The sequence below is a fragment of the Pseudonocardia alaniniphila genome, assembly GCF_022524485.1.
Taxonomy (GTDB): domain Bacteria; phylum Actinomycetota; class Actinomycetes; order Mycobacteriales; family Pseudonocardiaceae; genus Pseudonocardia; species Pseudonocardia alaniniphila.
Map to the genome: position 1 here is coordinate 1 of NZ_JAKXMK010000001.1, position 14,305 is coordinate 14,305.

Annotated in this window: 13 protein-coding genes and 1 pseudogene; 7 read left to right on the plus strand and 7 right to left on the minus strand. The window is 69.9% G+C overall.

Features of this window, described 5'->3' with window-relative positions:
• The 3 genes from kdpC to MMF94_RS00015 all read left to right on the plus strand — a co-directional run.
• Positions 1-598: K(+)-transporting ATPase subunit C (kdpC, locus tag MMF94_RS00005; protein WP_241034085.1), on the plus strand; the 598-nt coding region annotated here is incomplete at its 5' end.
• A 73-nt stretch (positions 599-671) separates the two neighbouring features.
• On the plus strand, positions 672-3,200 hold the full coding sequence (locus MMF94_RS00010) for a DUF4118 domain-containing protein (protein ID WP_241034086.1): 2,529 nt from the start codon (positions 672-674) through the stop codon (positions 3,198-3,200).
• Entirely contained in the window at positions 3,197-3,901 is a 705-nt protein-coding gene (locus MMF94_RS00015) for a response regulator (protein ID WP_241034087.1), read from the plus strand. The genes MMF94_RS00010 and MMF94_RS00015 overlap by 4 nt, the downstream gene beginning before the upstream one ends.
• Here MMF94_RS00015 and MMF94_RS00020 read toward each other — a convergent pair.
• The 5 genes and pseudogenes from MMF94_RS00020 to MMF94_RS43660 all read right to left on the minus strand — a co-directional run.
• The gene (locus MMF94_RS00020) at positions 3,877-4,776 is read right to left on the minus strand and encodes an alpha/beta fold hydrolase (protein WP_241034088.1); all 900 of its coding nucleotides are present in this window, start codon (positions 4,774-4,776) and stop codon (positions 3,877-3,879) included. The genes MMF94_RS00015 and MMF94_RS00020 overlap by 25 nt on opposite strands.
• A 207-nt stretch (positions 4,777-4,983) precedes the next feature.
• Entirely contained in the window at positions 4,984-5,190 is a 207-nt protein-coding gene (locus tag MMF94_RS00025; protein ID WP_241034089.1) for a helix-turn-helix domain-containing protein, read from the minus strand.
• Entirely contained in the window at positions 5,190-5,669 is a 480-nt protein-coding gene (locus MMF94_RS00030; protein ID WP_241034090.1) for a DUF2975 domain-containing protein, read from the minus strand. Before MMF94_RS00030 ends, MMF94_RS00025 begins: the two co-directional genes overlap by 1 nt.
• 81 nt (positions 5,670-5,750) lie before the next feature.
• Entirely contained in the window at positions 5,751-6,032 is a 282-nt protein-coding gene (locus MMF94_RS00035) for a methylated-DNA--[protein]-cysteine S-methyltransferase (protein WP_277398626.1), read from the minus strand.
• A gap of 38 nt (positions 6,033-6,070) precedes the next feature.
• Positions 6,071-6,295: pseudogene (locus MMF94_RS43660) on the minus strand (hypothetical protein); the annotation flags it as partial.
• 185 nt (positions 6,296-6,480) lie between these two features.
• Between MMF94_RS43660 and MMF94_RS00040 the strand changes: the two are divergent.
• Positions 6,481-7,188: an RNA polymerase sigma factor gene (locus tag MMF94_RS00040; RefSeq protein ID WP_241034091.1), complete on the plus strand. Its 708-nt coding sequence runs from the start codon at positions 6,481-6,483 to the stop codon at positions 7,186-7,188.
• A complete protein-coding gene (locus MMF94_RS00045) occupies positions 7,185-7,979 on the plus strand; it encodes a methylated-DNA--[protein]-cysteine S-methyltransferase (protein WP_241034092.1) in 795 nt (264 codons plus the stop codon). Before MMF94_RS00040 ends, MMF94_RS00045 begins: the two co-directional genes overlap by 4 nt.
• Here the strand turns inward: MMF94_RS00045 and MMF94_RS00050 are convergent.
• Positions 7,976-8,758: an SGNH/GDSL hydrolase family protein gene (locus MMF94_RS00050; RefSeq protein ID WP_241034093.1), complete on the minus strand. Its 783-nt coding sequence runs from the start codon at positions 8,756-8,758 to the stop codon at positions 7,976-7,978. The genes MMF94_RS00045 and MMF94_RS00050 overlap by 4 nt on opposite strands.
• Before the next feature lie 282 nt (positions 8,759-9,040).
• Here MMF94_RS00050 and MMF94_RS00055 point away from each other — a divergent pair, with 282 nt between their 5' ends.
• Positions 9,041-9,973, plus strand: coding sequence for a LysR family transcriptional regulator (locus tag MMF94_RS00055; RefSeq protein WP_241034094.1), 933 nt, complete (start codon positions 9,041-9,043; stop codon positions 9,971-9,973).
• A gap of 17 nt (positions 9,974-9,990) precedes the next feature.
• On the opposite strand, the gene MMF94_RS00060 is transcribed toward MMF94_RS00055, so the two are convergent.
• Entirely contained in the window at positions 9,991-11,580 is a 1,590-nt protein-coding gene (locus MMF94_RS00060) for a FadD7 family fatty acid--CoA ligase (protein ID WP_241034095.1), read from the minus strand.
• Positions 11,581-11,848: 268 nt separating this feature from the next.
• On the opposite strand from MMF94_RS00060, the gene oxc reads away from it, so the two are divergent.
• A complete protein-coding gene (oxc, locus tag MMF94_RS00065) occupies positions 11,849-13,594 on the plus strand; it encodes an oxalyl-CoA decarboxylase (protein ID WP_241034096.1) in 1,746 nt (581 codons plus the stop codon).
• Positions 13,595-14,305 lie beyond the last annotated feature (711 nt).

The following is a 14,305-nucleotide window of genomic DNA, read 5'->3' on the forward strand; positions in this document are numbered from 1 at the left end:
CCAGACCGCCACCGGGCTGCGCGTCCTGATCGCCTTCACCATCCTCTGCGGGATCATCTACCCGCTGGTGGTGTACGCGGTCGGACGAATTCCCGGACTGTCCGCCAACGCGGAAGGCTCGATCATCTACTCCGCCGACGGCACACCCGTCGGGTCGTCGCTCATCGGGGTCGACCCGGTGCCCGCAGACCCGGCCGCCGATCCCTACTTCCACACCCGACCGTCAGCGTCGTCCGAGGACGTGCTGGGTCCGGCCGACACCACCACCTCCGGCGGTTCCAACAAAGGTGGGTTCAACCAGGACCTGCTCGACACGATCAACCAGCGCCGCGCGCTCATCGCCCAGCGGGAGGGCGTGAACCCGGCGCTCGTGCCGGCGGACGCGGTGACCGCGTCCGGCTCGGGCCTCGACCCGCACATCAGCCCCGCCTACGCCGAGCTGCAGGTCGCGCGCGTGGCCCGGGTCACCGGGTTGTCGCAGGACGAGGTCCGCAACCTCGTCGCGAACGCGAGTACCGGACGGATCCTCGGCTTCCTCGGGGAGCCGACGGTCAACGTCACCGAGCTGAACCTCGCGGTGCAGGAGGCGACCCGCTGAGTGATCCCTTCGTGCGCGGAGACCGCAGCGGCGGTCTCCGCGCACGCTGTGCATTCCGGTGAGGACGGCCGATATGACAACACGACGCGGTGACCTGCGGATCTACCTCGGTGCGGCGCCCGGGGTCGGTAAGACGTACGCGATGCTCGGTGAGGCACGCCGACGCCTCGAACGGGGCACCGATGTGGTCGTCGGGCTGGTGGAGACCCACGGCCGGACGAAGACGGCCGAGTTGCTCGCCGGTCTGGACGTCGTGCCACGCCGGCCGGTGGGTGGTCATCCGGGCCTCGACGAGCTCGACCTCGACGGTGTGCTGGCACGCGCGCCCGAGGTCGTCCTGGTCGACGAACTGGCCCATACCAACGCCCCGGGGTCGCGCCACGCCAAGCGCTGGGAGGACGTCGAGGAGCTCCTGGATGCCGGGATCGACGTCCTGACGACCGTCAACATCCAGCATCTCGAATCGCTCAACGATGTCGTGGAGCGGATCACCGGCATCCGTCCACGAGAGACGGTGCCCGACGACGAGGTGCGCCGGGCCGATCAGATCGAGCTGGTCGACATCACACCGGAGGCCCTGCGCAGGCGGATGGCGCACGGCAACGTCTACCCGGCGGAGAAGGTGGACGCGGCGCTCGCCAACTTCTTCCAGCCGAGCAACCTGACCGCGTTGCGCGAGCTGGCCCTGCTCTGGGTGGCCGACGAGGTCGACGTGGCCCTGCAGCGCTACCGCCGTGACAAGGCGGTGACCGAGACCTGGGAGACCAGGGAACGGGTGGTCGTCGCGCTCACGGGCGACAAGGAGAGCGAAACGGTGCTCCGCCGGGCCGCCCGCATCGCGAAGCGCTCCGGCGCGGCCGACCTGCTCGCCGTGCACGTGCTGCGCGGCGACGGACTCATCGGCCCCCCGGCCGGGGCGGTCCCACGTTTGCGCGCGCTCGCTGACGACGTCGGGGCGAGCTTCCACACGGTGGTGGGCGGGGAGGACGTGCCGACCGCGCTGCTGGACTTCGCCCGAGGCGCCAACGCCACCCAGTTGGTGCTGGGCACATCGCGGCGCTCCCGGATCGCCCGCATCTTCGACGAGGGGATCGGCTCGCGGGTCATCCAGGATTCCGGCTCGATCGACGTCCACATGGTCACTCACGCCGGGGCGGGGCGCGGCGTGCACCTGCCGGCGTTCCACACCGTCCTGTCGCCGACCCGCTTGGCGGCAGGCTGGGTGCTCGCGCCCCTGCTCCCGAGCGTCGCGACCGTCGCCGGGGCGATGCTGCAGGGAGTCCTCGGCATGGCGAGCGACGTCGTGATGTTCTTCCTGGCGACGGTCCTCGTGGCGTTGGTCGGCGGGTTGGGACCCGCCCTTCTCGCGGCGGTGCTCGGCGGGCTCATGCTGAACTTCTTCCTCACACCGCCGCTGTACTCCCTCACCATCGGCGAGACCGAGAACCTGGTCACCGTGCTGGCGATGATGCTGGTCGGCGCCCTCGTTGCGCTCGTCGTCGACCGGGCGGCCCGGCGCGCGCAGCAAGCCGCGCGGGCGCGCGCCGAGGGAGCGCTGCTCGCGTCGTTCGCCCGCACCGTGCTCACTCGGACCGAACCGCTGCCACGCCTGCTGGAGAAGGTGCGCGAGGCGTTCGGCCTGCACTCGGTGGCGATCTTGGAGCGCACCGGGCCGGACGACTGGCGGTGTGTCACGTCGTCGGGCCGGAACGGGTGCATGACACCGGAGGAGGCGGACGTCGACGTGGAGGTCGAGGAGAACCTGCACCTCGTCGGTAGCGGGCGCTCCCTCGCGGCAGCGGACCGCAGGCTGCTGGAGGTGGTCGGAAGCCAGGCGCTCCTCGCTCTACGGAGTCAGCGGGCATCGGCGGCCGCCGAGGAGTCACGCAGCCGCGCCGAGGCGACGGAGCCCCACACCGCGCTGCTCTCGGCGGTCGGGCACGACCTGCGTAGCCCCCTGACCTCGATCAAGGCGGCGACAGGCAGCCTGCTCGACCCGGATCTCGAGCTTCCTCGAGCCGATCAGCGCGAGCTGATGACCACCATCGACGAGTCGGCCGACCGGCTCACCGGGCTCGTCGACAACCTGCTCGACTCCTCCCGCCTCGCCTCCGCCGCAGTCACACCGCTGCTCACGGCCGTCGGCTACTACGAGGTCGCGAGCCGGGCCCTCGTCGGGCTGAAAGGAATGGGCCGGGTGAAGGTCGACATCGACGAGACGCTGCCTGATGTCCTCGCCGACCCCGGTCTGCTCGAACGCGTGGTCGCGAACGTCGTCGACAACGCGCTGCGCTACGCAGGCGACGCGCCGATCGTGCTCCGGGCGAGTGCGCACGCCCGCCGGGTCGAACTGCGTATCGCCGACTCCGGGCCGGGGGTGCCGAAGAAGTCGAGGGACGCGCTGTTCGCGCCGTTCAAGCGGCTGGGCGGGGCGTGGCCGAGCGACCGGGACGGCGCCACCGGTGTGGGTCTCGGGCTGTCGGTGGCCCGTGGCCTCACGACGATCATGGGAGGCACGTTGACTGCAGAGGACACGCCGGGCGGCGGCCTGACGGTCGTCGTCTCGTTGCCCGAGTTCGAGGGCGGGGACCGGTGCCAGTGACCGCGCGCAGAATCCTGGTGGTCGACGACGACCTCCAGATCCTTCGCGCGCTGCGGATCAACCTCACGGCGCACGGCTACCACGTGATCGTCGCCCCCGACGGCAGGTCCGCGCTGCGGGCCGCGGCCGACGCCCATCCCGACGTCGTCGTTCTCGACCTGGGTCTGCCCGACATGGACGGAACCGAGGTGATCGCGGGCCTCCGCGGCTGGACCAGGATGCCGATCATCGTGCTCACAGCACGGCACGCCTCCGGCGCAATGGTGAAGGCGCTGGACGCGGGCGCCGACGACTACGTCACCAAACCGTTCGGGATGGCTGAGCTGCTGGCGCGGCTTCGTGCGGCGGTACGCCGGTCGGCTGTGTGGAGCGCCGACAGCGGCGCGGCCTCCGAGCCCGTGGTCGAGACCGCTGCCTTCACGGTGGACCTCGCAGCCAAGAAGGTCATCCGTGACGGCGGAAACGTGCGGCTGACCCCGACCGAATGGGGCGTGCTGGAGCTGCTGGTGCGCCACCGCGGCAAGCTCGTCGGGCAGCGGGAGCTTCTGCGGACGGTCTGGGGTCCCACCCACAGCACCGAGACCAACTACCTGCGGGTCTACATGGCCCAGCTACGCCGGAAGCTGGAACCGGACCCCGCCCATCCCCGCTATCTGATCACCGAAGCGGGAATGGGCTACCGCTTCGAGCCCGAACGCTGAGGAGAGTCTCCGGTGAGGGTGCGGCCGAGGAACCCGCGGATGTACCCGGTCACCGTGTCGAGGGCGCTCTCGAGCAGGAAGTGACCTCCCTGGACGAGGTGGATCTCGGCGTCGGGAAGGTCGCGCCTGAAGGCGGTCGCGCCGTCGGGACCGAAGATCTCGTCGCCTGCGCCCCAGACCGCCAGTGTGGGCACCTGACTCGTGCGGAAGTACTCCTGGACGGCGGGGTAGAGCGGCGGGTTGGTGGCGTAGTCGCGGAAGAGGTCGAGTTGGATCCGGTCGTTCCCGGGGCGGAGCAGTCCGGAGTGGTCGAGGAGCCAGGTGTCGGGGTCGACCAGGTCGGGCTCGGGCACCCCGGTGAGGTACTGCCAGCGGATGGCGTCGAGCTCGAACGCACCGCGGAGGGGTCGTTCGGTGTCGGGGCCGGGGGCTTGCGCGTAAGCCCAGATCGGTGCCCAGAAGTCGGGGACGAAGCCGTCGTCGTAGGCGTTGCCGCTCTGGCTGATGATGGTCTGCACCCTGGCGGGTTGGCGCAGTGCGAGGCGCCAGCCGATGGGCGCGCCGTAGTCCTGCACGTACATGGTGAATCGGTCGACGCCGAGCTGGTCGAGCAGGCCCTGGGTGATGTCGGTGAGTGCGTCGAACGTGTAGGTGAACTCGTCCGCCGAAGGTGTGGCCGAATGCCCGAAGCCGAGATGGTCGGGCGCGATGAGGTGGTAGCGGTCGGCGAGTGCGGGAATGAGCTTGCGGAACATGCGTGAGCTGGTGGGGAAGCCGTGCAGGAGCAGCACAACTGGTGCGTCGGCGGGGCCGGCCTCCCGATAGAAGATCTCGTGGCCGTTGACGGTGGTGGTGCGGTGATGCACGTCGATCATGGCTGGTTGCCTCCTTTGACGTGATGGCTGCGTCGCGGGCGGCGATGTGACCGTCAAAGGCGATGTGGACTGCCCGGCGCGCCGGGCGGTGAATGTGGCGTGTCCGGATCGAGCGGCTCGGTGCGACGACGCCCGCGCCCGCGCCACGGTAGGCGCGGGCGCGGATGATCGCCACGCAGTGTGCCGTGGTGGATCAGGGCGCGGCCTTCATGCCTCGACCCATTCGAGCAGATCGCCGGGCTGGCATTCGAGTACCCGGCACATGGCTTCCAGCGTGCTGAAGCGCACGGCCTTGGCGCGGCCGTTCTTCAGAACCGCCACGTTCGCGGGCGTGAGCCCGACACGCTCGGCGAATTCACCGACGCTCATCTTGCGTTTCGCCAGTTCGACGTCGATGCGCACCACGATCGGCATCAGATGACCGATTCCATGTCGGTGCGCAGTGTGGTGGCTTGCCGTAGCAGTGCACGCATCACCACCATCAGGAGCCCGATCACAGCGACGCCGATCAACATCAGCAACAGCACCATCGGCATTCCGGGGTCGTCGGCCTGGAAACCGACCCAGACGAACACGCCCAGCAGCACCACCCACGCGGCAACGATGGCCCACACGATCACATCCACCCACACCAATGACGCCTTGGTGAAGATGCGGTCGTTCTTGACCATGGTGAGCAACTTCCAGGTGGCCACGATCACCACCTGGACACACAGCACCCAGAACACCGCCAGGGCGGTCAGCGGCCACCTCAGGTGCGCATCGCGCGGGGACTCCTGCGCCATGTGCGCGATACCTCCGGGCAGCGAGAGGGTCTGGAAGACGAGCAGGATCCCGAACAACAGCACGAGGAATACCCGGAGCGGGGTTACCGCTCGGTGCTCTGCGATCATGCATCGAGTATCGCTCGCTATCTATCGATTGTCAATCGATTCGCGGCGGCCCCTGCGGGTGATCCCGGAGCACATCGCGGGTCAGCCTCGGTCGGTGAAGGACAGGGCGAGCTGTGCCGGTCGGCGGTCGCGGCTCTCCAGGTCGAGCAGCGCCCGTTTGACCCCGAGGCCGCCCGCGTAGCCGGTGAGATCGCCGTCGGCGCCGATGACCCGGTGACAGGCCACCAGGATCGGCACGGGGTTACGGGCCATGGCGACGCCGACACGGCGAGGGCCGTCCCCGGTGAGGCCGACGGCCGCGGCCAGGGCTCCGTAGGTGGTGGTCTCACCGTGGTCGACGCCATGGGCGAGGGCCTCGAGCACAGAGCGACGCTCGGGTCGAGCCTGTCCAGGTCGATCGGCACGGTGAAGCGGGTACGCGTTCCGGCGAAGTACTCGTCGAGTTGGCGCCGTGCCTGGTCGAGCCACTGCCACGCTCTCTCGGACCCCGCCTCACGCTCTGAAGGCGCGTCAATGGCCGTCGCGCGGAACCGTACGCGGGTGATCCCGGCGTCCGACGCGGACAGGGAGAGCCGGCCGATCGGGGTGTCGTGGACGACCGTCGGGTGCGCTGCTGGGGTGGACATGATCGTCTCCTTCCGGTGGCCGGGAGTGCTCCCGGCTTCGGCGATGCAGAACCCCGAAGTGCCGCAGCGGTTGCAGACGGGCGGATGCGGGCCCGATGGTGTCCCGACGGGTCCGAGACGGCAGGCGGCCGCAATTTCTCGGGGCGTCGCTGCAACCGTTGCCGTGAGGCGGTGTTCTGTCAGACATGGTCGAAGACAACGACGGCGGGACGGCCTCGGCCGATTCTCCCGGCGACGGCCCGGTCGAAGACCAGCTGTCCCGCGACCTGGTCGCCGATCTCGACGCCGGGTTCGCCGAACTCGTGCGCATGCACGGTGACCTCGTGTTCTCCGTCGCCCACAACCTGACACGCGGGGCGGCTGACGCGGAGGACCTCGCGGCCGACACCCTGCTGCGGGCGTACCGGGCTCTGCGGGGCTACAACGCCCAGCGGATCCGTGACCTGTCGGTACGCCCGTGGCTGATGATCATCCTGAGGAACGCCGCGCGCAACCGCGCCCGGGATGCCGTCCGCCGGCCCGCTCCGCCGCCGATGTCGGAGCCGAGTGACGAGTCGGACTCCGCGGCGGGGCCCGCTGAGCAGGCAGAGCGGTCGGAGACCCGTCGCGAGCTGGGTAGTGCGTTGGCCGAGCTGCCCGAGGTGCAGCGCACGGCGGTTGTCCTCCGCCATGTCGTCGGCCTGCCCACCGCGGAGGTCGCGCAGGTGCTGGGTTGCAAGGACGGAACGGCCAAATCACACATCTCACGGGGACTACAGCGACTCCGAGCACTGCTCACCGAGACCATGACCGTCCCGGGCCCGCGCGGCACCGACGCGCTGCCCCGGGTGGTTCCCGTGACCGTCAACCGCACGGCACAGCCGATGCTCGCAGCGGGGGAGAGACGTCGATGACCACCAATGACTCGCGATTCGACAGCGACCGGCAGATCATCAGCGCGCTCGGTTCGCTGGCTGCGTCCGCGCCCGTGACGCTGCCCGACAGGGTCTTCGCCCGCTGGGCGAGCGCACCGAGCCGGCTCGGCGAGGTATTCGTCGCGTTCACGGACGCAGGCGTCCAGTTCGTGTGCCCGTTCGAGTCGGTGCACGGTGACGTCGAGGAGTTCGGGCAGGAGTATCGGGCGCGCTTCGCCCGGCCGTTGCAGCAAGCCAGGACGGTGCCTGCCGGCGTACTGCCGGCGCTGCGCGGCCGTACGGACCGCGACCTGCGCCTCGACCTGGCCGGCCTGACGGCGTTCGAGCAGGCCGTGCTCAGCGCGACCCGCCGCATTCCGGCGGGACAGACGCGCCCTTACAACTGGGTGGCTCGCGAGGCCGGCAGCCCGAGGGCGGTCCGTGCCGTGGGAACCGTCCTGGCCCGCAACCCGGTGCCGCTGCTCGTGCCGTGCCACCGCGTCGTGCGCGCCGATGGTGCGATCGGGCAGTACATCTTCGGGTCCGTGCACAAGGAGGAACTGCTGCGCGGTGAGGCAGTCAACCTCGACGGGATCCAGTCACTCGCCCGTCGTGGCGTGCACTACCTGGCCAGCGACACCACGGGAATCGTCTGCTTCCCGAGCTGTCGTGACGCCCGCCGGATCACTCCGGCCCACCGGCAGGGCTTCACCACCCTCGCCGCTGCTGTGGCGGCCGGCTACCGGCCGTGCCGCACGTGCCGACCCGGGGTGGAGGACCTCGGTGCCTAGTGCCGGCGCGCCACGAAGGAGCGGATCTCCCTGTCCCACACCGCCGCGATCTTGCGGTAGCCGTTCCTGTTCGGGTGCAAGCCGTCGGAGAGGTCGCCGGGTCCGAGCAGCGTGGACGTGTCGACGAAGGTCATCGGCTCGCCTCGCCTCGCGTGCCGGGCCACCACCGCGGCGGCCAGCCGCTCGTACTCGGCGCGGGCCTGGGGATGATCGCGCAGCGGCGCCCACACGCCTGCCACGAACACCGCCGCGTGCGACACGCCGTGGATGGTGTCCAGCAGCTTGTCCAGGCGCGCGGCCGTGACCTGAGCGCTCACACCGCTGTTCAGGTCGTTGGTGGCGACCTGCAGAAGCACCACATCCGGGCGCTGCGCCCTCATCCAACCGGCTACCAGCGGCTGCATCTGCACCAGCGTCCATCCGGGGTGACCCTCGTGGTGGCGGTCGGGCACCGACGGAGGACCCGTCTGCTGCGAACCCACCATCACGAACGCGATCCCGTCACGAGCCAGGAGCGACTCGAGCGGGCCACGGAATCCGGCCGTGCCGAGACTGCCCACGCCCACCGTGCTGGAGTTGCCCAGAGGCATGATCCGCAACGGATGGGCGGCGACGCCGGCCGTTGTGGCCGCGCCTACGACCGCGTCGCTCCCCGCGGCTTCGTGCGTCGCCACGTCGAACATGACGGCGAGCCCCACTGCACCGGCCAGAACGGCAGCGAGGACCGGCAGCGCACGACGGCCTGCTCCGGGCTCTCGCGGATGGCCTCCTCTTCGCATGTCGCACCCATCAGTTCGAACACGTGCCACGGAAGTCGTCAGGGTCGATCATGCCGTTTCCGGGGCCGATGGTGCCCACACCACCAGCCGCGTGGAAATGTTCGTCGGTTGCGTGGAACCGGTTCCCGGACGTTGGGGCATGCTCTCCTCGTAGTCGACGGTTCGGCAGGCCGGAGGCGGTGACGTCGTCTCCTGCGTTCACAGGATGATTGACGGTGTCGCCAGGGCAACCGAGCTGTGCGGCCTGGTACGGCGTGGTGCCCAGGTAGAAAGGAGTCGCTCGTGCTGTTCCGCCAGCTGGAGTATTTCGTGGCGGTGGCGAGGGAGAGGCACTTCGCGCGGGCGGCGGAAGCCTGCTACGTGTCGCAGCCCGCGCTCTCGGCGGCCATCGCCAAGCTCGAGCGGGAGCTGAACGTCACGCTGATCAACCGTGGCCACAACTACGAGGGCCTCACCCCGGAGGGCGAACGGCTGGTCGTGTGGGCCAAGCGGATCCTCGCCGAGCAGGACGCGTTCAAGGCCGAGGTGGCCGCCGTTCAATCGGGCATCACCGGGACGTTGCGGCTGGGGACGGAACCCACGGCGTCTACGACCCTGGCGCTTCCCGTGGCCGCGTTCTGCGCGGCGCACCCGCTGGCCAAGGTGCAGGTCAGCTCCCGGTTGGCGACGTCGGACCTGCACCGGCAGCTGCGCGAGTACGAGCTCGACGCCGCGATCGCCCACTTCGCTCCCGACGACCGGGAGAGCCTGCAAGTGGTGCCGCTCTACGAGGAGAGGTACGTGGTGTTGGTGTCGGCCGACCAGCTGGTGCCCCCGACCGACACCATGACGTGGGCTGACGCGGCCCAGTTGCCGCTCGCGTTGCTGACGCCCGACATGAGGAACCGCCAGGTCATCGACAGCGCATTCACCGACAGCGGGGTCGAGGTGACCCCGCAGGTGGAGACGGACTCGGTCGCTTCCCTCTATGCGCACGTCGGCGCAGGCGGGTGGGCGAGCATCGTGCCGCACACGTGGTTGCGCGCGATGCCGGTGATCGGCAGGACGAGAGCGGTCCGCCTGGTCGACCCGGTCGTCAGGGCGCAGGTCTCGGTGGCGATTCATGCGGCGACCCCTGGTTCGGTTGCGGCCCGGGCGTTCGTGAAGGCGGCAACGAGCTTGTCGCTGGCCGAGTTGTTCGACCAGCCGTTGCCGAACGAGCACCGCGTCATGTGAGACCGGAGTCCGCGGTCTCAGTGTGCGTACCGGGCCTCCACCGCGCGCCGGTCGAGCCCTCCCTCGGCGGTACGCGGCAGGGCGTCGACGACCTCGAGCCGGTCGGGCACCTCGGCGGCGGACAGCCGCTGACGGCAGTACTGCAGGATCTGTTCGGCCCCGATGCCCTCACCTTCACACACGACCACGGCGGCGCCGACCCGTTGCCCCACGGTCGCGTCGGGGATGGCGAACACGGCCACCTCGGTGACACCGGGACACCCGGCGAGGATGTCCTCGACGTACTCGGGCGAGATCGTCTCGCCGCCGCGGTTGATGAGGCTGTTGATGCGTCCGGTGAGGAACAGGTAGCCGTCCTCGTCCAGCGAGCCCAGGTCGCCGGTGCGCAGCCACCCGTCGCGGAAGCTGTGCGCCGTACCGGCCGGGTCGGCGAGGTAACCGCGGGCCACCGTGCGGCCGCGCACCCACACCTCGCCCTGCGCTCCGGCCGGGCAGGTGTGCCCGTTCTGGTCCACGACACGAAGGTCCACTCCGGTCGGCCGGCCGACCGACCCGTGCTTCAGCGGCCCGTCGTGCGGCAGCGGCTCGCTGCTCGCCATGTGTGTGGACTCGGTCATCGCGTACGCCGACAGCATCGGCGCACCGAGCGTGCGCTCCAGCGCCCGCTGGGTGGCCGCGTTGAGGGGTGCACCGCAACTGCGCACGAACGTCAGAGGCACGACCTGCGGTCCCGGGTACTCGTGCGCCGACCTGTCGAGAAGGATCTCGTGGATGGTCGGGACCGCCGTGAACCAGGTGGCGGCCACGGCCCGCATGTCGTCCCAGAACGTGGGTGCTGCGAACCGTCCCTGCTCGGGTAGCAACACGCATCCGCCGCTGGCCAGTGAGGCGAGGAGCGCCGCGAACAACCCGTGGCTGTGGAAGAACGGCATCACCGCGACCGTCGCGTCATCCGGTCCGAGCTCGTAGGTGGCACAGATGCTCTGCACGGAGGCGGCGACGTTGGCGTGTGTCAGCGGGACCATCTTGGCCTGGTCACTGGTTCCCGCGGTGAACAGGACGAGAGCGTCGTCGGCCGAGAGTTCCGCGCCCCCGCCCCGGACCCGTCGCACCACCCGCGCCCCGGTGTCGAGCACAGCCGTTGCCGTGCCGGCAGGGGAGATGCGCAGGTCCAGACTCCATACCGGGACGTCGGCCTGGGCGATCGGGCCGGCGTCGGCCGGTGGCGGACCGAGGAGCACCGCCTGTGCCCCCGACGCCTCGAGCCGGGCCGACATCTGTGACGCGGGCAACGCGGGGTCCACCGGAGCGACCACCAGCCCGGCCCGCGCCGATGCCAGGAGCGCGACGACGAACTCGGCGGTGTTGGCGCCGACGAGCCCGATCGCGTCTCCGCGGTGTAGCCCGGTGTCGCCGAGTCGTGCGGCGACGTCATCGACCACTGTGGCGAGGGCGTGGTAGGACAGATGGATCCGGTCCCCGGTGACGACGAGCGCCCGGGCACGAGGACGATGGCGCACGTGACGGTCGAGCAGATCGGTGAGGCCCGTGATCGCCGGCGTGCGGTGCCGGTCCGCGTCGCGCACCGATGCCGTCGGAGCGGCCATGACCAGCACCTCCTCACGCCAGGTCCGCGAAAGCCGTCACGGGCGAGCCTGCGTGGACGGGGAGCGCCCGTCCAATACGCACCGGCGACCGGCCGATAGCGAGCGTCTATCAAGGAAGTCGGACACCTGCGGGACCAGCGACGATCATGAATCGATAGATGTTGTTTATCAGCTGGTCGGCTATAGGTCTTGGACGCGGGGACGCGCGCTGCGGAAAGTGATCCGCAGCATCGGAACAGGCCTAACTACCCAAGGAGGACCTCGGACAATGACCGCCCCTTCAGAGCTGGAGACCGCGGTGAACGCCGACGTTCCGGCCGAGCCCACCGACGGGTATCACCTGGTGGTCGACGCGCTCAAGCTCAACGACGTGCGGACCATCTACGGAGTGGTCGGCATCCCGATCACCGACCTGGCCCGTCTCGCCCAGGCGGAGGGCATCCGCTACGTCGGCTTCCGGCACGAGAGCAACGCAGGACACGCGGCGGCGATCGCCGGGTACCTGACCAAGAAACCAGGCGTATGCCTGACGGTGTCCGCACCGGGCTTCCTCAACGGGCTCGTCGCCCTCGCGAACGCCACCACCAACTGCTTCCCGATGGTCCAGATCTCCGGATCGAGCGAGCGGCACGTCGTCGACCTGAAGCAGGGCGACTACGAGGAGATGGACCAGCTCGCCGCTGCGCAGCAGTTCTGTAAGGCCGCGTACCGGGTGAGCCGCGTGGAGGACATCGGCCGAGGCATCGCCCGCGCGCTGCGCACCGCGATCTCCGGTCGTCCCGGCGGTGTCTACCTCGACATCCCGGCCGCGGTGCTCGGCTCCATCATCGACGCGGACAAGGGCGCCAAGACGCTGAGCCGTCTCGTCGACCCCGCGCCGCGCCAGCTGCCCGCGCCCGACGCGGTGGACCGTGCGATCGAGGTCCTCGCGGGTGCCGAGCGGCCGCTGGTGGTGCTCGGTAAGGGCGCCGCGTACTCGCAGGCGGACGACCAGATCCGCGAGTTCATCGAGTCCACGGGCATTCCGTACGTGCCGATGTCCATGGCGAAGGGCCTGCTGCCCGACGACCACCCGCAGTCGGCGGCCACCGCCCGATCGCTGGCGCTGAAGAAGGCCGACGTCGTCATGCTCGTCGGTGCCCGGCTGAACTGGCTGCTCAACCACGGCCAGGCCCCGCAGTGGAACCCCGACGCCAAGTTCGTCCAGGTGGACATCGAGGCGACGGAGATGGACAGCAACCAGCCCATCGCCGCCCCGCTCGTCGGGGACATCGAGTCGGTGTTCGAGGCGCTCGCCGAGCGGACCAAGCCCGGCCAGATCTCGGCCCCCACCGCCTGGCGTGAGGAGCTGGCTGCGCGCTCGGCCCAGAACGTCGCCAAGATGGCGGAGCGCCTCAAGGTCGACAAGCACCCGATGCAGTTCATGGGTGCCCTGAAGGCCATCCGGGACGTCGTGCACGAGCGCCCGGAGACCTACATCGTCAACGAGGGCGCCAACGCCCTGGACCTCGCCCGCAACGTGATCGACATGCACGTGCCGCGTCACCGCCTCGACAGCGGCACCTGGGGCGTCATGGGCATCGGCATGGGCTACGCGATCGCCGCCGCCGTCGAGACCGGCGATCCGGTCGTGGCCGTCGAGGGCGACAGCGCGTTCGGGTTCAGCGGCATGGAGCTCGAGACGATCTGCCGCTACAAGCTGCCGGTCGTCACGGTCATCATGAACAACGGTGGTGTCTACCGCGGCGATGACGTCAACCCCCTGGGCGACGGCCCGGCGCCGACGACCCTGATGTCCGAGGCGCGCCACGACCTGATGATCGAGGCGTTCGGTGGCAAGGGGTACCGCGCGACCACACCTGCCGAGGTCACCGCGGCCCTCACCGAGGCACTGGCCTCGGGCGGCCCGGCGCTCATCGACTGTGTGATCGACCCCTCGGCGGGCACGGAGAGCGGCAACATCGGGCACCTCAACCCGAAGGGCATCGGCAACTTCACCGGAAAGAAGAAGTAGGCGGGTTCCATCCCGGGCCGTTCGCCGGCCCGCTGATCGACGTCGACTCCGGTCCGGACCGCTCGTCCGGGCCGGAGTCGACGTCGTCACGGTCGAGCGCAGGCGATGGCGACGTGACTCCGACACCTGCGCGACATCGTCGCCACAGGCCCACTCGACGGCCATCTCCGGCCGGTCCACGCGCCGGCGATCTTCCTGATCTTTCGATCAGTCGCGACGGCGTTGCTCCCAGCCGCCCGCTACCCGGCGCAGTCGGTCCGGTGCAATCGTGATGAGTATGCGGAAAGTAACGGTTCCGCGATCACGGCGATAGGCTCAATGTGCGCGCAACGGCCATGGACGAGCGGCGATCCAACCGAACCCGGGTGCCGATCCGATCGTGTGCCGTCGCACGTGTCCTGTCATGAACCACGCTCTGATTCCTGCACCCGCACCGCTGTGCCCGGAGATCGGCGCCGTCCGGCGCCTGCACCCCGCTCCGGCCCGGCGGACCTGGGTCCGGCAGTCGGAGGGACGAGGCAGGGTCCGTCCCTGTTGACGTCGAGCCACCCGCTGCCCCTGGCCGGGACGCAGGTTCGGGCATCGCCCCCCGTGAGAGCTCGTGCAGAGGGAGCCCGCCGCGGCCCGTGCACGTCGGGGCGTGGGCGACTGCCGGGCGACCAGCGTCACGGCAACGGATCATGACGTGGCTCGTTGCTGCTGTAGCGATTG

Bases quoted from the DNA above. Each gene is read 5' to 3' on its own strand.
- MMF94_RS00060 (WP_241034095.1), bottom strand. From the start codon at position 11,580: ATGGCCGCTCCGACGGCATCGGTGCGCGACGCGGACCGGCACCGCACG.
- MMF94_RS00050 (WP_241034093.1), bottom strand. From the start codon at position 8,758: ATGCGAAGAGGAGGCCATCCGCGAGAGCCCGGAGCAGGCCGTCGTGCG.
- MMF94_RS00045 (WP_241034092.1), top strand. From the start codon at position 7,185: ATGACCACCAATGACTCGCGATTCGACAGCGACCGGCAGATCATCAGC.
- oxc (WP_241034096.1), top strand. From the start codon at position 11,849: ATGACCGCCCCTTCAGAGCTGGAGACCGCGGTGAACGCCGACGTTCCG.
- MMF94_RS00010 (WP_241034086.1), top strand. From the start codon at position 672: ATGACAACACGACGCGGTGACCTGCGGATCTACCTCGGTGCGGCGCCC.
- MMF94_RS00025 (WP_241034089.1), bottom strand. From the start codon at position 5,190: ATGCCGATCGTGGTGCGCATCGACGTCGAACTGGCGAAACGCAAGATG.
- MMF94_RS00040 (WP_241034091.1), top strand. From the start codon at position 6,481: ATGGTCGAAGACAACGACGGCGGGACGGCCTCGGCCGATTCTCCCGGC.
- MMF94_RS00030 (WP_241034090.1), bottom strand. From the start codon at position 5,669: ATGATCGCAGAGCACCGAGCGGTAACCCCGCTCCGGGTATTCCTCGTG.
- MMF94_RS00020 (WP_241034088.1), bottom strand. From the start codon at position 4,776: ATGATCGACGTGCATCACCGCACCACCACCGTCAACGGCCACGAGATC.